Consider the following 19,305-nt stretch of genomic DNA (forward strand, 5'->3'; position numbering starts at 1 on the left):
CCAGCTCTGCACAGTTACGCCAATTGTGCCCACACTCCGGCGCTATGCACGACACGCCAGGGGCGGTGATGGTTGTGCGGCCGGTGTCCACTCAGCGGCCGAGCCGCCCCCGGACCATGCCGACCATGCCGTTGATCTCCTCGATCCGCATCCGCTTGGCGGCGACGAAGAAGACTCCGAGCAGCACGGCTCCGCCGAAGATCAGCGCGGCCAGCGAACCGAGGGCCCCGTCGCCGAGCCCGGCCAGGACGGCGAAGCCTCCCCCGCCACCGAGAACCGCTGCCGGGACCGCCGCCAGGCACAGCCGGGCGTAGGTCCGTACGACATGGGCGCCGTCCAGGTCCCCGCCCAGGCGGTTGCGCAGCCGCCGCCAGGCGACACCCACGCCGACGGCGTAGGCGAGCCCGTACGCGGCAGCCATCCCGACCACGGCCCAGCGGGCCGGCAGGACCACGTAGCAGAGGGCCGAGACGGCGGCGTTGACCGCGGCCACGATCACCGTGTTGTAGAAGGGCGTGCGGGTGTCCTCGTACGCGTAGAAGCCGCGCAGGACCACGTACTGCACGGAGTACGGGATCAGACCGAGGCCGAAGGCCATCAGGATGAAGCCCATGGAGCGGGCGGCCTCGGTTCCGGCGGAGGCGTACAGCAGGGTGCACATCGGCAGGCCGAGCGCGAGGAAGGAGAAGGCCACCGGCACGATCGCGACGGCCGAGTTCCGCAGCCCCTGCGAGATGTCGTCCCGGACGGCGCCGGGATCGTTGTCATGGGCGGCGCGGGAGATCCGGGGCAGCAGGGCGGCCATGACCGAGACGGTGATGATCGCCTGCGGCATGCCCCAGATCAGCTGGGCGTTGGAGTAGGCGAGGAAGCCGGTGCCGTCCTTGCCGGACAGCTTCCCCGCCGACGTCGCGAGCTGCGTGACGACGATCACGCCGGCCTGGTTGGCCAGCACGAACAGAACGGTCCACTTGGCGAGCCTGACCGTCTTGCCGAGCCCGTGGCCCCTCCAGTCGAAGCGCGGACGGAACCGGAAGCCGGCCTCGCGCAGGTACGGAATCATCGCCAGGGCCTGGACGACCAGTCCGAGCAGGGTGCCGATGCCCAGCAGCCGGACGCCCTCCGGCGGGATGGTCTGGACGCCCATCTTGGATTCGGCGGACGTTCCGTAGACCCAGATGAACATGCCGAACGTGAAGATCATCACGATGTTGTTGAGGACCGGGGTCCACATCATCGCGCCGAACTTGCCGCGGGCGTTGAGGATCTGGCCCATGACGACGTGCACGCCCATGAAGAAGATGGTCGGCAGGCAGTACCGGGCGAAGGTCACGGCGACGCTGTCGGCCGCCGCGTCCTGGGCGATCGTCGGCGACATCATGTGGATCAGCCACGGAGCGGCGAGGACCGCGATCCCTACGATCACCCCGAGCGTGACCATGACCAGGGTCAGCAGGCGGTTGGCGTACGCCTCGCCGCCGTCCTCGTCGTCCTTCATGGAGCGGACGAGCTGGGGGACGAAGACCGAGTTCAGACCGCCGCCCACGGTGAGGATGTAGATCATCGTGGGCAGGGTGTAGGCGATGGTGAAGCTGTCGCCGAGCAGCGCCGCACCGAGCGCGGCGGTGATGACCAGGCTGCGGACGAAACCGGTGAGGCGGGAGACGAGCGTGCCGGCCGCCATCAGGGCGCTCGACTTCAGTATCCCGGAGGCCCGTCCGCCGGACTTGGCCGGAGGAGGCGCCGGAGCGGGCTCGGGCTCCTGGGAAACGGGAGCGGGGCCGGACGGACCCTCCTGGTCCCGGAAGAGGTGCGCGAAGGCGTCCGGCTGCTCGTCGTTTCGCGAGGCTTGGCTGACCAGGTCGTCCACCCCGACGAACTGGGTGGACGCCGGACGGTCGCCGTACGGCAGGTGCCGCGAGGGGCCGTCGGGCTCGGGAGGAGGCGTCTGGGCCCAGAGCCGCGGGTCGGGCGGGTACTGGGCCGCGGCCGGCTGCTGGTAGAGCGGGTGGGGCTGCTGGTACGTGCCGGGGGGCGGCGGCGGGTGCGCGGCCCGGTCGTACAGGGCCTCGGCGACCGGGTCCTGGGCGGTCAGGTCCTGGGCACGATAGGGGTCGCGGTCGTAGGCGTCCTGCAGGTACGGGTCGGGCGGCGGGGCCTGGCCGGGCCCCGGAGGAGGCACCGGGGGCCCGCCGGAAGCCCCGGCTCCGCCCGCACCCTGACCGCGGTCACCGTCGTACGGCGCGTTCATCGAAACCCCACCTCATCGTCCCCGGCCGACCGGCCACGACAGACATCGCTCAACGTTCCACTTTCTCACCCGAGGACGACGGCTCCCCGCTTTCCGGACCGGTGTCCGGAGTCGGGTCACTCGGCTGCTCCGGTTCGCCGCCGTCGTCACCGGGTGCGCCGCCCGCGTTGGCGCGCTTGCGGTGGGCGTACATCCTGATGCCCGCGAGAACCAGCAGCAGCAGTCCGCCCGCGATGACCAGCAGCACGGTCGGGGTGAGCTCGGACACCTTCACGGTGAAGGTCATCGCGCTGCCGTACGGGGTGCCGTCCTCGGTGTAGAGCTGCGCCGTCATCTGCACCTGGCCGTTGACGTTGGCCGCCGCGTCGAACTTCACGGACTGGCTGTGGCCGGGGCCGATCCGGATCGGCTGCTCCGCCACCGCTCCATCGTCGTTCAGCCTGAGCCGTGTGGCGTTCTCCGACCTGAGCCGCAGGACCAGACCGTCCACACCCTGCAGCAGCCTGTTCTGCACGGTCACCGGGATCGTGGCGCTGCGGCCGGACAGGGTGACGTCCGACTTCGAGATGAGCTGGACCTCGTTGACGAGGTCCTGGAGGTAGCCGCGCACCGAGTCCCGGTACAGCTGGGCCTCGAGCGGCCGACCGCGCCAGGACGTCGACATGGAGCGGTTGAGCGCGTTACCGAAGGGGGTCACCACCCGCTCGGGCTGCGTCAGGATGACCTGGAAGTTGTTGAGCGAGGTCTGAGTGGACTTGATGTCCTGGAAGGCCTGGGTGGGCAGCTCCTGGCGGCGGAGCTTCTTCGGGTACTGGGAGGCCCGGGGGACGCGCGTCGTCGCCCCGGCGTCGGGCGTCGCGTCGGCCGCGTCGACCAGGCCCAGCGGCTGGGTCCAGCGCTCGTCACCGAGCGCCTGGAGCGCGCGGGCCATCGACTGGGCCTGGGCCACCGAGGGCGTCCGCTGCGGCGCGACGACGATGCTCCGCTCCTCGTCGGTGTCCTGAGCGGTCAGCGCGAGCGTCTGGGCGAGGAACTTCTGCACGGCGAGGGTGGACTTGCCGGCCTTCGCCATGTCGCCCTGGAAGGCCGTGGAGAGTCGGGCGTCCGCGACGACCGCGGTGGTGCCGTTGCCGATCGGCCGGGCGGCCGTCGGCGTGTACGGCAGGTTGTCGGTCTCCCGGAGGTTGTCGCTGCGGGCGATCACCTTGTGGGCCCCGGCCGAGGTGGCGACGTCGACGATCGACGGGTCGACGGCCCCGTCGACCGGCCAGGCGAAGTCGGTCGACGGCTTCACGTGGAGGATGGTCTGCACGGTCGTCCCGGCCACCTCGGTGGCGGTCTGCAGATGGCTCAAGGTGCCGGAGACGTTCTTCGCGCGGTGCGCGATGGAGGCCAGATCGGGGTCGGCGAACGGCAGCGCGACGACCTTTCCGTCCGCCACCGCGGCCTCCAGGGCGGTGAGCCACTTCTTGGCGACGGCCTGGTTGGTCCCGGGGACGGTGGTGTCGCCAGCCTTGACCCGGTAGTTCCCCGTCATCGCGTCGACACTGGCCAGCAGGTCCGGATCGATGACCCAGGTCACCGGCAGCTCGCTGCCCAGCGAGACCATCTGCTCCAGCCGCCCGCCCGGGGCCAGCTCGTCGGCCAGGCCGTCGTCCGAGAACACCGGTGTCTGCTGATCGTCCGTGCCCGTCTCGGCGGTGACATGGGCCGAGGCGATCAGCGGCCAGAGATAGGTGAGCTTCGTCCTGCTGTCGCGCTCCTCCTCCTGCCAGGGCAGGAAGGTGCGCTCGATCCCCAGCACCTGCTGGTACGGAGCCCGGGAGGTCTGGCCCGACAGCGAGACACCGAGCTGGTAGACCCCGTCGTCGCCGAGTCCCAGTTTGCCGACGGGGACGGACAGCGTGAAGTCCTGGCTGATACCGGCGCGGAGTTTCGCGACCTTCACCGTGTACGCGCCGCCGAGCGGGGCGGGATCGGCGCCGAACGTGAATCCGGTGCGTCCGGCGGTGTTGTCGATCTCGGTCCGGCCCAGGAGCCGCGGACCCACCCGCAGGTCGACCTCGGCGTCCGTGATCGTGTCCTTGCCCCGGTTGGTGAGGGTGCCGGAGACGGTCAGGGTGTCCCCCTTGACCGGCGCGCTCGGAGCCAGGGTGTCCAGGGACACGTCCACCGTTCTGGACCCGGTGGGGGTTTTGGTGGTGCTGCCGGCGGGCGTGGCCGACGCGGTCGGTCCGGCCAGCAGGGCCGCGATGAGAGGTGCGCCGGTGACCAGCGCGGCTGTGCGCCGCAGCCACCGGCGAGCAGGAGAGGGAGCGATCCCCTGATTGTCTGCCGCCTCGGCCACGCGCCTACCCGTCCCTCGTCGTCGTCAGCTGGTGTCGATGCTTGTCGGTTGTTGCGTCCACGCATGGTAACGATGTACGGGGGTGCCAAGTGCTGGGGAGTTCGCTACATGATCGGAAGAGTCTCGCAGGGCGGGTTGTAACCAGGGCGACCGGGCCGGTCCGGGCACGTACCCTTTTCTGTTGTGTCGAACGCCAATGAAGACAGCTCCCGTGCCCTGACCGAGGTACAGCACCGTGCAGTCAGCGAACTGCTGCGGGTGTCCCCGGTCGCCGACGACCTCGCTCGCCGATTCCAGGACGCCGGGTTCGGTCTCGCGCTGGTCGGCGGATCGGTCCGGGACGCCCTCCTCGGCAGGCTCGGGAACGACCTGGACTTCACGACCGACGCCCGCCCCGAGGACGTGCTGACGATCGTCCGGCCGTGGGCCGACGCGGTCTGGGAGGTCGGGATCGCCTTCGGCACCGTGGGTGCCCAGAAGGACGGCTACCAGATCGAGGTCACCACGTACCGGTCGGAGGCGTACGACCGGACCTCGCGCAAGCCCGAGGTCTCCTACGGCGACTCCATCGAGGAGGACCTCGTCCGCCGGGACTTCACGGTCAACGCGATGGCCGTCGCGCTTCCGCAGAAGGAGTTCGTCGACCCGCACGGCGGCCTCGACGACCTGGCGGCCCGCGTCCTGCGCACCCCCGGAACGCCCGAGGAGTCGTTCGCCGACGACCCGCTGCGGATGCTGCGCGCCGCCCGCTTCGCGGCCCAGCTCGACTTCGACGTCGCCCCCGACGTGGTCGCCGCCATGACGGAGATGGCCGGACGCATCGAGATCGTCTCCGCCGAGCGGGTCCGCGACGAGCTCAACAAGCTGCTGCTCTCCTCGCAGCCGCGCAAGGGTCTGGCCCTGCTCGTCGATACGGGACTGGCCCAGCAGGTGCTGCCGGAACTCCCCGCCCTGCGGTTGGAAAGTGACGAGCATCACCGTCACAAGGACGTCTACGAGCACTCGCTGACCGTCCTGGAGCAGGCCATCGACCTGGAGCAGGACGGCCCCGATCTGACGCTGCGGCTGGCCGCGCTCCTCCACGACATCGGCAAGCCGCGGACTCGGCGCTTCGAGAAGGACGGCCGCGTCTCGTTCCATCACCACGAGGTGGTGGGGGCCAAGATGGTCAAGAAGCGGATGACCGCGCTCAAGTACTCCAACGACATGGTCAAGGACGTCTCGAAGCTGGTGGAGCTGCACCTGCGCTTCCACGGCTACGGCGACGGTGAGTGGACGGACTCCGCGGTCCGCCGGTACGTGCGGGACGCGGGCCCGTTGCTGGACCGGCTGCACAAGCTGACCCGCTCGGACTGCACCACGCGGAACAAGCGCAAGGCCGCGGCACTCTCCCGGACCTACGACGGGCTGGAGGAGCGCATCGCACAGTTGCAGGAGCAGGAGGAGCTGGACGCGATCCGCCCCGACCTGAACGGCAACGAGATCATGAAGGTCCTGGATGTCGGCCCCGGACCGGTGATCGGCAAGGCGTACGCGTTCCTGCTGGAGCTGCGGCTGGAGCACGGCCCGCTGGAGCGCGACGCGGCGGTCGAGAAGCTCAAGGAGTGGTGGGCCGCACAGAGCTGAGACGGCCGTACGGGAGGGCGAGCCGTGTTTCACGTGAAACACGGCCGTGATCCGTAGGGCAAGGCCGCTGTTTCACGTGAAACAGCGGCCTTCACGCGTGGGTTCCTCGGCCCGGGCCCACCGGGAGAGCAGCACGGCGACGACCGCGTAGACGACCGCCACACCGACCACCACCGGGGCCGAGCGCCCGTCCGGCGGCAGCAGCAGGGCGGCCACCGCGGCAGCGCCCACGAAGGCGACGTTGAACAGCACGTCGTAGAGGGAGAAGACGCGTCCGCGGAAGGAGTCCCCCACCGAGGTCTGCACCACGGTGTCCGTCGCGATCTTCGCGCCCTGGGTGACCAGCCCGAGGACGAAGGCCGCGATCAGCATCGGCAGCGGAACGAACCAGAGCCCCAGCGCGGGCTCCAGGACGGCCGCACCGGCCGCGCACATCGCCATCCAGCGGAGCCGCCCGAGCCGCCCGGCGGCCCAGGGCGTCAGCACGGCCGCCGCGAAGAACCCTGCCCCCGAGACCCCCACGGCCAGCCCGAGGAGGGCCAGGCCCTCGGTCTCACTTTCGGTCCAGGCGTGCCGGCACAGCATCAGCACCGTCACGGTCAGCGCCCCGTAGCAGAAGCGCATCGCGGTCATGGCGGCCAGCACCCGGCTCGCCGGCTTCCGCTCCGCGAGGTGGCGCAGGCCGGCGGCCAGCCCCCGTGCGGTGGTGGCCAGAGCCTCGCGCAGCCCGGCGCGTGGCTCATGCCGGTCCGGGCCGAGCAGTTCGGTCGTCAGGGTCAGGGAGGCCAGTGCAGAGGCGAGATAGAGCGCCGCGCCGAGCAGGACCACCGCGGCGTCGGAGTCCGCGAGCAGCAGCCGTACGACGAAGGCGAGGCCGCCGCCCGCGGTGGCCGCGAGCGTTCCGGCGGTCGGTGAGATCGAGTTGGCCAGCACCAGCCGGTCGCGGTCGACGACGCGCGGCAGCGCGGCCGAGAGCCCGGCCAGGACGAAGCGGTTGACGGCGGTGACGCACAGCGCCGAGACGTAGAAGAGCCAGTCGGGCACCGAGCCGAGTACGAGGAGCGCGGTGCAGCACGCGAGCGCGGCCCGCAGCAGGTTCCCGTACAGGAATACCTGGCGCCGTGGCCAGCGGTCCAGCAGGACGCCGGCGAAGGGGCCGATGAACGAGTAGGGCAGCAGCAGCACCGCCATCGCGGAGGCGATGGCACCCGCCGAAGCCTGTTTCTCGGGTGAGAAGACGACATGGGCGGCCAACGCCACCTGGAAGACGCCGTCGGCCGACTGGGAGAGGACACGTACCGTCAGCAGGCGGCGGAAGTCCCGAAGGCGCAGAAGAACACGCAGATCACCGACGACGGCCATGCGATCAAGAGTCACATACGTTGAGGGTCCCCGGGCAGACTGCCCGGGGACCCTCAACGGTACGGAGCCTCAGGGAGCGTTGCCGCCCGGCTGTGTGCCGCGCGTCCGCTCCTTGTCCGGCTGCGTCAGTTGGCGACCTCGCCGCGGATGAACTTCTCGACGTTCTCGCGGGCCTCGTCGTCGAAGTACTGAACCGGCGGGGACTTCATGAAGTAGGAGGACGCGGAGAGGATCGGGCCGCCGATACCGCGGTCCTTGGCGATCTTCGCGGCGCGCAGGGCGTCGATGATGACACCGGCGGAGTTCGGGGAGTCCCAGACCTCGAGCTTGTACTCCAGGTTCAGCGGGACGTCACCGAACGCGCGGCCCTCCAGGCGGACGTAGGCCCACTTGCGGTCGTCCAGCCAGGCCACGTAGTCGGACGGGCCGATGTGGACGTTCTTCTCACCGAGGTCCCGGTCGGGGATCTGGGAGGTGACGGCCTGCGTCTTGGAGATCTTCTTGGACTCCAGGCGCTCGCGCTCCAGCATGTTCTTGAAGTCCATGTTGCCGCCGACGTTCAGCTGCATCGTGCGGTCCAGGATGACGCCCCGGTCCTCGAAGAGCTTCGCCATCACACGGTGCGTGATGGTGGCGCCGACCTGCGACTTGATGTCGTCACCGACGATCGGGACACCGGCCTCGGTGAACTTGTCCGCCCACTCCTTGGTGCCGGCGATGAAGACCGGGAGGGCGTTGACGAACGCGACCTTGGCGTCGATGGCGCACTGCGCGTAGAACTTCGCGGCGACCTCGGAACCGACGGGCAGGTAGCAGACCAGGACGTCGACCTTGCGGTCCTTGAGGATCTGGACGATGTCGACCGGGGCCTCGGTGGACTCCTCGATGGTCTGGCGGTAGTACTTGCCGAGACCGTCGTGGGTGTGGCCGCGCTGGACGGTGACACCGGAGTTCGGCACGTCGCAGAGCTTGATGGTGTTGTTCTCGCTGGCACCGATGGCGTCCGCGAGGTCGAGACCGACCTTCTTCGCGTCGACGTCGAAGGCGGCGACGAACTCGACGTCCCGCACGTGGTAGTCGCCGAACTGGACGTGCATCAGACCGGGCACCTTGCCGGCCGGATCGGCGTCCTTGTAGTACTCGACGCCCTGGACCAGCGAGGCGGCGCAGTTGCCCACGCCGACGATGGCTACGCGAACCGAACCCATTCCGGTTGCTCCCTGTGTGTTTTGGATGTTCCCGATGAGGACCCGCGGAACTGCGGGGGCCTCACTTTGAGGTGTCGTCGGACGGATCCGGCGGGGTGTCACCCCGGCGCCGGGGCAGGCCGTCCGTCTCTCCTGCGGTGTTCTGCTGAGCTTCGCTCCCGGGCGAGGACCGTCGCTGATCCCGTCCCGACCGCTCGCTCTCGATGAGCTCGTTCAGCCAGCGCACTTCGCGCTCCACGGACTCCATACCGTGTCGCTGCAGCTCAAGCGTGTAGTCGTCGAGGCGCTCGCGGGTGCGGGCCAGCGAGGCCCGCATCTTCTCCAGCCGCTCCTCCAGCCGGCTGCGCCGGCCTTCCAGCACCCGCATCCGCACCTCGCGCTCCGTCTGCCCGAAGAAGGCGAAACGGGCCGCGAAATGCTCGTCCTCCCAGGCGTCGGGGCCGGTGTGCGAGAGCAGCTCCTCGAAGTGCTCCTTACCTTCCGCCGTCAGCCGGTAGACGATCTTGGCGCGGCGGCCGGCCAGCGACGACGCGGGGGCGACCGCACGGCCGGTGGCGGGCGGTGCGGCGGCAGGGGCGGCACCCGGCTCCTCGACCAGCCAGCCGCTGGCGACCAGCGCCTTGAGGCAGGGGTAGAGAGTTCCGTAGCTGAAGGCGCGGAAGATTCCCAACGAGGTGTTGAGGCGCTTGCGCAGCTCGTACCCGTGCATCGGGGACTCGCGGAGCAGACCGAGAACGGCGAATTCGAGGATGCCCGAGCGTCTGCTCACCTGCGCCTCCTCCATCTCCGAGTGCTGCCGATACCTCTGCGAAGCCCTGTGCCGAGCGGGTGTATCGAGCTGATGTGCCGAGCGGATGTATCGACTCGATACATCCCGACGATAGATCGGTACCCGCGATGCGACAAGAGGGGGCATCGTGAACGGCGTCACATCGCGAATTCGTAGGCACCGACTTGCGTTGTTTGGGGTGAAGTTCGGTCCTAGGAGGGTTTTGACCGTGCGTAGTCTGTGCGGCATGCAGACCACCGGGAACCGTGTGACGCGCCCGCGCGTCAGTCTTCGCGGGCCAGCCGGACGCATGGCGGACGAGCCTGCCGGAAGGCTGGTCCGCAATTCGGGGGACCGGATCTCAACTGCCGCTTCCAGGCGCTCTCGCCTGCCCGAGGAGTAGTCGTTCGATGAGCGAGCACCGTCGCAAACCGCCCCAGCCGCAAGGTGGCGGGCGCGCAGCGGCCAGACGAGCTGCCCAGCAGTCCTCAGGACGCCGCGCCGCACCGTCACGCGGAGTAACTTCCGAGTCACATTCAGGGTCGCACAGCGGGGGTGCTCCGCAGGGCGGACGCGCCGAAGCGCGTCGTGCGGCCCAGCGCGGCGGCGCCGGCCGCGGCGGCGGTGGCGGAGGAGGACGCCGCCGCGGGGGCGGTGGCGCAGGGGGCCACGAAGAACCCGGCAGGGGCCGGGGTCGTAACGCACGGCGTCCCGCCAAGAAGCGTTTCATCGACTATCCGCGCGCGGAGAAGGACGGCCTGCGGCGCTGGCTCCCGTCGTGGAAGCTGGTCACGGGGCTGTGCATCGCCTTCCTGGGCGTACTCATGGGCATCGGCACCATCGCGTACGCGATGGTCGGCAAGCCCAATGTGAACGAGGCGGCGGAGGCTCAGAACAACGTCTACCTCTGGGACGACGGCTCGCAGATGATCGCCACCGGCGGTGCGGCCAACCGCCAGATCATCGACTACGCGCAGATCCCCGAGGCGATGCGCAACGCTGTCATCTCGGCCGAGAACAAGTCCTTCGACACCGACAGCGGCATCGACCCCATGGGCATCGCCCGCGCCCTGTTCAACATGGCCACCGGTGGCGAGACCCAGGGTGGTTCGACCATCACCCAGCAGTACGTGAAGAACTCGCGCCTCTCGCAGGAACAGACGCTGAGCCGCAAGTTCCAGGAACTCTTCATCACGCTGAAGGTCAACAACAGCATGAAGAAGAGCGAGATCATCGCGGGCTACCTGAACGTCGCGTACTACGGCCGGGGCGCCTCCGGCATCCAGGCGGCGGCCCGCACGTACTACGGCAAGGACGCCGTCGACCTGAACCCGAGCGAGTGCGCCTTCCTGGCCTCGCTGCTCAAGGGCGCCTCGTACTACGACCCGGCGGGTGCTCCCGAGATCGACCCCAAGCAGGCGACCAAGGAGCTGAACACCGAGCGGGCCAAGAAGCGCTGGAAGTGGATCCTCGACGAAGAGGTGAAGGACGGCCGTCTCTCGAAGACGGAGCGTGACAAGTACACCAAGTTCCCGATGCCGGATCCGCCGAAGCAGAACGCGCAGCTGGGCGGCCAGATCGGTTACATGGTCGAGCTGGCCCGCAAGTACTTCCTCACCAACAACACCCAGGGTGTCACCGCGGAGATGCTGGCCCGGGGCGGCTACCAGATCCACACGACCTTCAACAAGGACCGGGTCAACAAGCTCGAGAAGGCGATCCAGAAGGTCTACAAGGAGAAGATCGACCCGAAGGCACGCCCGAAGACGGACACCCATGTCCAGTTCGGCGGCGGATCGGTCGACCCCAAGACCGGTGCCATCGTGGCGATCTACGGCGGTGAGGACGCGACCAAGCACTTCACCAACAACGCCAACCCCACCGGCGCCCAGGTCGGTTCGACCTTCAAGCCGTTCGTGCTGGCGGCGGCGATGGAGTACGGGAAGCGGAACCCGGCACTCGGTCCGGAGCAGGGACCGGCGGAGCGTACGAAGGTCTCGCCGCTCAGCATCTACAACGGCGACAACCTGTTGCAGATCAAGAACTACAACGGTCAGATCTGGACCGACGAGAAGGGCGAGGGGTGGCGTCAGGCGAACGACGGCGGTGAGTCGGCGGGCGACATCACCCTGCGCGAGGCGATGCGGCGGTCGGCCAACTCCCCGTACGTACAGCTCGGTATGGACGTCGGCACCGACAAGGTGAAGAAGGTCGCCATGGCCGCCGGTCTGAAGGACGACGGCAGCCTGGCGAACGCGACCGTGCCGTCGTTCTCCATCGGTACGTCCTCGCCCAGCGCGATCCGGATGGCCGGCGCGTACGCGACCTTCGCGGCCAGCGGCCAGCAGCGCGAGCCCTTCTCGGTCCTGAAGGTGGAGTCCCGCGGCAAGACGGTCTACCAGCACGAGAACGAGAGCCGTCAGGCCTTCGACGCCTCGATCGCGGACAACGTCACCGATGTCCTGAAGCACGTCGTCGAGAAGGGCACGGGTACCCCCGCGCGGCTGCCCGGCCGGGACGTCGCGGGCAAGACGGGTACGACGGACGACAACAAGTCCGCCTGGTTCGTCGGCTACACGCCGCAGCTCTCCACGGCCATCAGCATGTACCGGCTCGACGACGACGAGAAGAACAAGGACCGCAAGTTCGAGAAGATGTACGGCACGGGTGGTGAGAAGACCATCCACGGTGCGTCGTTCCCGGCCCAGATCTGGCACGACTACATGGCGGGCGCGCTGGAGGGCAAGCCGGTCCTGACCTTCCCCCAGCCGGAGCCGATCGGCGACACGGTCTACGGCGGCGGCGCGCAGAGCCCGACGCCGACGCCCACCGAGACGACCGATCCGTCGCCGACCGCCTCGGAGACCGAGAAGCAGCCGGAGACCACACCCCCGGCGTCGCCCGATCCCACCGAGACCTGTGGCCGATGGGACTGGGACTGCCAGCACAACAACGGCGGGACCAGCGACGGAGCCACCGGCGGCGACGCGAACGGTGGCAACGCCACCGGCGGCGGTGACCCGTCGACCACCCCCAACCCGCCGAACGGCGGGAGCTGGAACGGCGGGAACGGCAACGGCGGGAACGGCAACGGGGCCAATGGCACCGGCACCGTCTTCGGCGGACCGGCCGGATAACGCCGGGCCGACGGGCCGGACCATGAGGGCCGCCGCACCCCACGGGGTGCGGCGGCCCTCGTCGTCTCCACAGCCCCGTGCGGCAGGATGTGCGGCATGCCAAGCGCAGAAGACACCAGCGTGCACCAGCACCAGGAACGGTCCGTCGTGCGGCCCACGCACCAGGACGAGGTCGCCGCGGCCGGCAGCGAGCTGATCGGCGGGCCGTCGGGGCGCTGGGCCCGCGCGGGCAGCGCGGCGCTCCCTCCGGTGGCCGTCGTCGCCCTGGTGGCCCTCGGGACGTTCGCGCTGGGCATGGTGCAGAAGCTGCCCTGCTACAACTGGGCGTGGTTCAGGGGCGCGGGCTCGCAGTACACGCACGCCTGCTACTCGGACATCCCGCACCTCTTCGTGGCGCGGGGCTTCGCCGACGGGCTGGTGCCGTACTTCGACCGGCTGCCCGGCGACATGCAGTACCTGGAGTACCCCGTCCTGACGGGGCTCTTCATGCAGGTGGCGTCCTGGCTGACACCGGGCGGGGAGGTCCAGTTCCGCGAGCAGATGTACTGGATGGTCAACGCAGGCATGCTGATGGTCTGCGCCGTGGTCATCGCCGTCTGCGTCGCACGTACGCACCGGCACCGCCCCTGGGACGGGCTGCTGGTGGCCCTCGCCCCCGCCTTCATGCTGACCGCGACGATCAACTGGGACCTGCTGGCCGTCGCGCTGACGGCCGCGGCGATGCTCATGTGGTCCCGCGGGCGGGCGCTCGCCTTCGGCGTGCTCATCGGGCTCGCCACGGCCGCCAAGCTCTACCCCGTGTTCCTGCTGGGGCCGGTGTTCGTCCTGTGCTGGCGGGCGGGCAAGTGGCGGGAGTTCGGCACGGCCACGCTCGGAGCGGTGGCCTCCTGGCTGGTGGTGAACCTGCCGGTGATGCTCCTGGCCCCGGAGGGCTGGAAGAAGTTCTACACGTTCAGCGAGGAGCGGGGCATCGACTTCGGCTCCTTCTGGCTGATCATCACCCAGCGCACCGGTGAGGCCATCGACGTCACGACCGTCAACACCGTCTCGACCCTGACGACCGTCGCGCTGTGCGCGGCCATCGGCGCGCTGACCCTGATGGCACCGCGCAGGCCACGCTTCGCGCAGCTCGCGTTCCTCGTCGTCGCCGCGTTCATCCTGGTCAACAAGGTCTACTCCCCGCAGTACGTGCTCTGGCTGATCCCGCTGGCCGCGCTGGCGAGGCCGCGCTGGCGGGACTTCCTGATCTGGCAGGCCTGCGAGGTCATGTACTTCCTGGGCATCTGGATGTACCTCGCGTACACGACGAGCGGCGACAAGCACCAGGGACTGCCCACGGAGGGGTACCAGCTGGTGATCGCCCTGCACCTGCTGGGGACGCTGTACCTCTGCGCCGTGGTCGTACGGGACGTGCTTCTGCCGGAGCGGGACGTGGTGCGGCGCGACGGCTCGGACGATCCGTCCGGCGGGGTGCTCGACGGGGCCCCGGACGCGTTCGTGCTGAGGCGGACGGCACGGCCGGAGCAGCACGCGGTCGAGGGGCCGCGGGTGGAATGGGGCGCGGGGCGGGAACCGGTCGCGGAGTGAACGGGCCGGGCCGCCACCCCGTACGGAGTGGCGGCCCGGTCTTCGCGGCGGACGTACGGCTCAGTGGTCGACGAGACGGTCGAACTGGGTCGTCGTGTGGCGCAGGTGGGCCACCAGCTCGTCGCCCACCTTCGGCTCCTGGGCGTCCGACGGGACGAACAGGATCGACACCTGCATGTGCGGCGGCTCGGCGAACCAGCGCTGCTTGCCCGCCCAGACGAACGGCGACAGGTTGCGGTTGACGGTGGCCAGGCCCGCTCGGGCGACCCCCTTGGCCCGCGGCATCACGCCGTGCAGGGCCTTCGGGGCCTCCAGCCCCACCCCGTGCGAGGTCCCGCCGGCGACGACCACCAGCCAGCCGTCCGACGCCGCCTTCTGCTGGCGGTAGCCGAACCGGTCGCCCTTGGTCACGCGCGTGACGTCCAGCACGGAGCCCCGGTACTGCGTCGCCTCGTGGTCGCCCAGCCACAGGCGGGTGCCGATGCGGGCGCGGAAGCGGGTCTGCGGGAACTGCTGCTGGAGCCGGCCCAGCTCCTCGGCGCGCAGATGGCTGACGAACATGGTGTGCAGCGGCAGCCGGGCCGCGCGCAGCCGGTCCATCCAGGCGATGACCTCCTCCACCGCGTCCGAGCCGTCCGTGCGGTCCAGCGGGAGGTGCAGGGCGAAGCCCTCCAGCCGCACGTCCTCGATGGCGGCGTGCAGCTGTCCGAGCTCCTCCTCCTTGACGCCGTGGCGCTTCATCGAGCTCATGCACTCGATGACGACCCGGGCGCCCACCAGGGCGTGCACACCGTCCACGGAGGACACGGACCGCACGACGCGGTCGGGCAGCGGCACCGGTTCCTCACCCCGGCGGAACGGGGTGAGGACGAGGAGGTCGCCGCTGAACCAGTCCTTGATGCGCGCCGCCTCGTAGGTGGTGCCGACGGCGAGCATGTCGGAGCCGAAGCGGATGGCCTCGTCGGCCAGCCGTTCGTGGCCGAAGCCGTACCCGTTGCCCTTGCAGACCGGGACGAGGCCGGGGAACTGGTCGAGGACGGACTTCTGGTGCGCCCGCCAGCGCGCGGTGTCGACGTACAGGGAGAGCGCCATGGCCGGTCCGGAACCCTTCTGGTGCAGCGGTGTGGGAGGTGTGTGGTGCCGAAGCCCCATTGAAACCAATGAAGCCGGTTTCGTCAGCGGGGCGGGAGGTGTCGGCGGAAGCGGATCAGAGGTGTACCAGTGGCGTACGGGCGGCGCATCGGCGGCCCGGACGCGTACCGGCGGACGTGTCCGACGCGCGTCAGCGGCGCGACATGTAGATGTCGAGCGCCTTGTGCAGCAGCTTGTTGAGCGGGAAGTCCCACTCGCCGAGGTACTCGGCCGCCTGCCCGCCGGTGCCGACCTTGAACTGGATCAGCCCGAAGAGGTGGTCGGTCTCGTCCAGCGAGTCGGAGATGCCGCGCAGGTCGTAGACGGTGGCGCCCATCGCGTACGCGTCGCGCAGCATCCGCCACTGCATCGCGTTCGACGGCCGGACCTCGCGCTTGTGGTTCGCGGAGGCGCCGTACGAGTACCAGACGTGTCCGCCGACGATCAGCATCGTCGCGGCCGCGACGTTCTCGCCCTCGTGCCGGGCGAAGTAGAGCCGCATCCGGTTGGGGTCCTCGGTGTTGAGCGCCGTCCACATGCGCTGGAAGTAGCTCAGCGGACGCGGCCGGAAGCGGTCGCGCTCCGCGGTGATCTCGTACAGCCGCTGCCATTCGGCGAGCTCGGTGTAGCCGCCCTGGACGACCTCGACGCCGGCCTTCTCGGCCTTCTTGATGTTGCGTCGCCACAGCTGGTTGAAGCCCTTGTGGACGTCTTCGAGGGAACGGTTCGCCAGCGGCACCTGGTAGACGTAGCGGGGCTGCACGTCACCGAAGCCGGCGCCGCCGTCCTCGCCCTGCTGCCAGCCCATCTTCCGCAGCCGGTCGGCCACCTCGAAGGCGCGCGGCTCGATGTGGGTGGCCTCCACGTCGCGCAGCCGCTTGACCTCGGGGTCCTGGATCCCGGCCTTGATGGCGGGCGCGTCCCAGCGGCGGATGATGACCGGCGGGCCCATCTTCACGGAGAAGGCGCCCTGCTGCTTGAGGTGCGCCAGCATCGGCCGCAGCCAGTCGTCCAGGTTCGGCGCGTACCAGTTGATGACCGGGCCCTCGGGGAGGTAGGCGAGGTACCGCTTGATCTTGGGGAGCTGGCGGTAGAGCACCAGGCCGACCCCGACGAGCTGCCCGTCCTTGTCGAACCAGCCGAGGCTCTCCGAGCGCCACTCGGCCTTCACGTCCGCCCATGCCGGGACCTGCATGTGACTCGCCGCGGGCAGGTTCTGGATGTACGCCAGATGCTGCTCTCGGCTGATGGTCCTCAGGGTCAGGCTCATGCGGGGCGCTCCTCGGCAGGTGTGTCCCCATCGGTCAGGGGCTCCGGCTCTCGCGCCGAAGCCTACTGTGACCGCCGCGCACGCTGTCTGGCCCCTTGTGCCTGTTCCCTGGTGCGGAACGGTGCGGGACCCCTGGACGGAGTCCCGCACCGTTCCGCCGGCTCTCGTGCGCCGGCCCACCGGATTGGTGGGTCAGCCCACGATGCCGCCGAAGAGACCGCCGTGCGCCACCCCCAGGAACAGGCCGAGACCGGCCGCGCCCATGCCAATGACCAGCAGGAACCGTTCACGCGTGGTTTCCGAGATGTACTGCCCGTAGGCGCCCGTGAGGATGCCGATGAGTCCGGCCCACGAGCTGAGCAGATGCAGGTTGTGGAACATCGCCGTCACGAAGGCGAGCACGCCGAGCACCAGTGTCACCGTCACCAGGGCCTGCTGGGTCGGATGGCTCCTGCCGTCCGTGGCGAGCAGGGAGACGGGGGGACGGGGTCGTATTGCCTGTGCCATGGAGTACCTCCTGGCCGAACGGGGCGCTTCGTGGCGCCGCTCACACCCGATGTGTCCAGATTGCGTCTCCTGACCACCGGATTTCAACCGGAAGCCGGTCAGCGGGTACTCTGTACGGTCTGCACCGGTGTCTGCCCAGGCCAGCCCGGCGGCCCCTCTCCATGGAGGGCGTTGTCGGCGGGGCCGCTCGACGCGGCGACATCGGCGCTCACGCATCACGACCCTCCTGCCACGGAACGACCGTGGCCGCTGAGTCCAAAGGAGGTGGGTTCCACATGCGTCACTACGAGGTGATGGTCATCCTCGACCCCGATCTGGAGGAGCGCGCTGTCTCCCCCCTGATCGAGAACTTCCTCTCCGTCGTCCGTGAGGGCAACGGAAAGGTCGAGAAGGTCGACACCTGGGGCCGTCGTCGTCTCGCTTACGAGATCAAGAAGAAGCCCGAGGGCATCTACTCGGTCATCGACCTGCAGGCCGAGCCTGCGGTCGTCAAGGAGCTCGACCGCCAGATGAACCTGAACGAGTCGGTCCTCCGGACCAAGGTCCTCCGCCCCGAGGCCCACTGAGCTTCCGGCTCAGCGGTCATCGGGTCCGAGTAGTAGCAGCAAGCAGCCAGAAGCAATCCCGCCGAGAGGTTCACCCATGGCAGGCGAGACCGTCATCACGGTCGTCGGCAATCTCGTCGACGACCCCGAGCTGCGCTTCACCCCGTCCGGTGCGGCGGTCGCGAAGTTCCGTGTCGCGTCCACTCCCCGCATCTTCGACCGGCAGACCAACGAGTGGAAGGACGGCGAAGGCCTGTTCCTGACCTGCTCGGTCTGGCGGCAGGCGGCGGAGAACGTCGCCGAGTCGCTCCAGCGCGGCATGCGTGTCGTCGTGCAGGGCCGGCTGAAGCAGCGGTCGTACGAAGACCGCGAGGGCATCAAGCGCACGGTCTACGAGCTGGACGTCGAGGAAGTCGGCCCCAGCCTGAAGAACGCCACGGCCAAGGTCACCAAGACCACGGGTCGCGGTGGCCAGGGCGGCCAGGGTGGATACGGCGGCGGTCAGCAGGGCGGCGGCAACTGGGGCGGCGGTCCCGGTGGCGGTGGCCAGCAGGGCGGCGGCGGCGCTCCCGCCGACGACCCGTGGGCCACGAACGGCCCGTCCGGCGGCCAGCAGAGTGGCGGCGGAGGCGGCTGGGGTGGAAACTCCGGCGGCTCCGGCGGCGGCTACTCGGACGAGCCCCCCTTCTAGGGGCGGCTCGACCCCCACTTCTTGATCACACAGGAGAAACATCATGGCGAAGCCGCCTGTGCGCAAGCCTAAGAAGAAGGTCTGCGCGTTCTGCAAGGACAAGACCCAGTACGTGGACTACAAGGACACGAACATGCTGCGGAAGTTCATTTCCGACCGCGGCAAGATCCGTGCCCGCCGCGTGACCGGCAACTGCACGCAGCACCAGCGTGACGTCGCCACGGCCGTCAAGAACAGCCGTGAGATGGCGCTGCTGCCCTACACGTCCACCGCGCGATAAGGGAAGGGTGACCGAATCATGAAGATCATCCTCACCCACGAGGTCTCCGGCCTCGGTGCTGCGGGCGACGTCGTCGACGTCAAGGACGGGTACGCCCGTAACTACCTGGTTCCGCGTGGCTTTGCCATCCGCTGGACCAAGGGTGGCGAGAAGGACGTGGCGCAGATCCGCCGCGCCCGCAAGATCCACGAGATCGCCACGATCGAGCAGGCCAACGAGATCAAGGCCAAGCTCGAGAGCGTGAAGGTCCGCCTGGCCGTTCGCTCCGGCGACGCCGGTCGGCTCTTCGGCTCCGTGACCCCGGCCGACGTCGCCTCGGCGATCAAGGCCGCCGGTGGCCCCGACGTCGACAAGCGTCGCGTCGAGCTCGGCTCGCCGATCAAGACGCTCGGCGGACACCAGGTGTCCGTGCGTCTGCACCCCGAGGTCGCTGCGAACCTCGGCATCGAGGTCGTCGCTGCCTAAGGGCACGGCTCACTTGAGCAGATGAAGGGCCGCACTCCTCTCGGGGTGCGGCCCTTCGCCGTTTCACGTGAAACCCGGTGTTTCACGTGAAACTCGCGATTTGGATGAACACCGATGAACACCCCGGTT

The 19,305-nt window shown here is 69.3% G+C and carries 15 protein-coding genes; 7 read left to right on the plus strand and 8 right to left on the minus strand.

What is annotated here, in order from left to right:
- Positions 1 to 91: 91 nt before the first annotated feature.
- Both murJ and ACF08W_RS18045 read right to left on the minus strand, forming a co-directional pair.
- Positions 92 to 2,251, minus strand: a complete 2,160-nt coding sequence (gene murJ / locus ACF08W_RS18040) for a murein biosynthesis integral membrane protein MurJ (protein WP_392279797.1) — start codon at positions 2,249 to 2,251, stop codon at positions 92 to 94.
- A 49-nt stretch (positions 2,252 to 2,300) separates the two neighbouring features.
- Entirely contained in the window at positions 2,301 to 4,598 is a 2,298-nt protein-coding gene (locus ACF08W_RS18045; RefSeq protein ID WP_352274040.1) for a DUF6049 family protein, read from the minus strand.
- Between the two features lie 183 nt (positions 4,599 to 4,781).
- Between ACF08W_RS18045 and ACF08W_RS18050 the strand changes: the two genes are divergently transcribed.
- Complete coding sequence (locus tag ACF08W_RS18050; protein WP_392279798.1) at positions 4,782 to 6,224, plus strand: CCA tRNA nucleotidyltransferase; 1,443 nt, start codon at positions 4,782 to 4,784, stop codon at positions 6,222 to 6,224.
- A gap of 72 nt (positions 6,225 to 6,296) precedes the next feature.
- Here ACF08W_RS18050 and ACF08W_RS18055 read toward each other — a convergent pair whose 3' ends face one another.
- From ACF08W_RS18055 to ACF08W_RS18065, 3 genes are all read right to left on the minus strand, one after another.
- Positions 6,297 to 7,586: an MFS transporter gene (locus ACF08W_RS18055; RefSeq protein WP_392279799.1), complete on the minus strand. Its 1,290-nt coding sequence runs from the start codon at positions 7,584 to 7,586 to the stop codon at positions 6,297 to 6,299.
- A gap of 125 nt (positions 7,587 to 7,711) precedes the next feature.
- On the minus strand, positions 7,712 to 8,794 hold the full coding sequence (locus ACF08W_RS18060) for an inositol-3-phosphate synthase (RefSeq protein WP_352274038.1): 1,083 nt from the start codon (positions 8,792 to 8,794) through the stop codon (positions 7,712 to 7,714).
- Between the two features lie 61 nt (positions 8,795 to 8,855).
- Positions 8,856 to 9,563 carry a helix-turn-helix transcriptional regulator gene (locus ACF08W_RS18065; protein WP_352274037.1) on the minus strand — a complete coding sequence of 236 codons (708 nt, stop codon included), beginning with the start codon at positions 9,561 to 9,563 and terminating at the stop codon, positions 8,856 to 8,858.
- Positions 9,564 to 10,387: 824 nt separating this feature from the next.
- Between ACF08W_RS18065 and ACF08W_RS18070 the strand changes: the two genes are divergently transcribed.
- Together ACF08W_RS18070 and ACF08W_RS18075 are read left to right on the plus strand one after the other, a co-directional pair.
- The gene (locus ACF08W_RS18070) at positions 10,388 to 12,700 is read left to right on the plus strand and encodes a transglycosylase domain-containing protein (RefSeq protein ID WP_385202709.1); all 2,313 of its coding nucleotides are present in this window, start codon (positions 10,388 to 10,390) and stop codon (positions 12,698 to 12,700) included.
- Positions 12,701 to 12,796: 96 nt separating this feature from the next.
- Positions 12,797 to 14,287 (plus strand): glycosyltransferase family 87 protein, encoded by a 1,491-nt coding sequence (locus ACF08W_RS18075; protein WP_392279800.1) that lies wholly within the window; start codon positions 12,797 to 12,799, stop codon positions 14,285 to 14,287.
- 60 nt (positions 14,288 to 14,347) lie between these two features.
- Here ACF08W_RS18075 and ACF08W_RS18080 read toward each other — a convergent pair whose 3' ends face one another.
- The 3 genes from ACF08W_RS18080 to ACF08W_RS18090 all read right to left on the minus strand — a co-directional run bounded on the left by ACF08W_RS18080 (position 14,348) and on the right by ACF08W_RS18090 (position 17,195).
- The gene (locus tag ACF08W_RS18080; protein WP_352274034.1) at positions 14,348 to 15,379 is read right to left on the minus strand and encodes an alanine racemase; all 1,032 of its coding nucleotides are present in this window, start codon (positions 15,377 to 15,379) and stop codon (positions 14,348 to 14,350) included.
- 190 nt (positions 15,380 to 15,569) lie between these two features.
- Positions 15,570 to 16,688 (minus strand): peptidoglycan bridge formation glycyltransferase FemA/FemB family protein, encoded by a 1,119-nt coding sequence (locus ACF08W_RS18085; protein WP_352274033.1) that lies wholly within the window; start codon positions 16,686 to 16,688, stop codon positions 15,570 to 15,572.
- Between the two features lie 192 nt (positions 16,689 to 16,880).
- A complete protein-coding gene (locus ACF08W_RS18090) occupies positions 16,881 to 17,195 on the minus strand; it encodes a hypothetical protein (protein ID WP_352274032.1) in 315 nt (104 codons plus the stop codon).
- A 275-nt stretch (positions 17,196 to 17,470) separates the two neighbouring features.
- Here ACF08W_RS18090 and rpsF point away from each other — a divergent pair, with 275 nt between their 5' ends.
- The 4 genes from rpsF to rplI all read left to right on the plus strand — a co-directional run bounded on the left by rpsF (position 17,471) and on the right by rplI (position 19,176).
- Complete coding sequence (gene rpsF / locus ACF08W_RS18095; RefSeq protein WP_030115097.1) at positions 17,471 to 17,761, plus strand: 30S ribosomal protein S6; 291 nt, start codon at positions 17,471 to 17,473, stop codon at positions 17,759 to 17,761.
- A gap of 76 nt (positions 17,762 to 17,837) precedes the next feature.
- Positions 17,838 to 18,431 (plus strand): single-stranded DNA-binding protein, encoded by a 594-nt coding sequence (locus ACF08W_RS18100; RefSeq protein WP_352274031.1) that lies wholly within the window; start codon positions 17,838 to 17,840, stop codon positions 18,429 to 18,431.
- A 43-nt stretch (positions 18,432 to 18,474) separates the two neighbouring features.
- Positions 18,475 to 18,711: a 30S ribosomal protein S18 gene (rpsR, locus tag ACF08W_RS18105; protein ID WP_003967857.1), complete on the plus strand. Its 237-nt coding sequence runs from the start codon at positions 18,475 to 18,477 to the stop codon at positions 18,709 to 18,711.
- Between the two features lie 18 nt (positions 18,712 to 18,729).
- Complete coding sequence (gene rplI / locus ACF08W_RS18110) at positions 18,730 to 19,176, plus strand: 50S ribosomal protein L9 (protein ID WP_352274030.1); 447 nt, start codon at positions 18,730 to 18,732, stop codon at positions 19,174 to 19,176.
- Positions 19,177 to 19,305 lie beyond the last annotated feature (129 nt).

Source organism: Streptomyces sp. NPDC015144, from assembly GCF_043079735.1.
Lineage (GTDB): Bacteria > Actinomycetota > Actinomycetes > Streptomycetales > Streptomycetaceae > Streptomyces.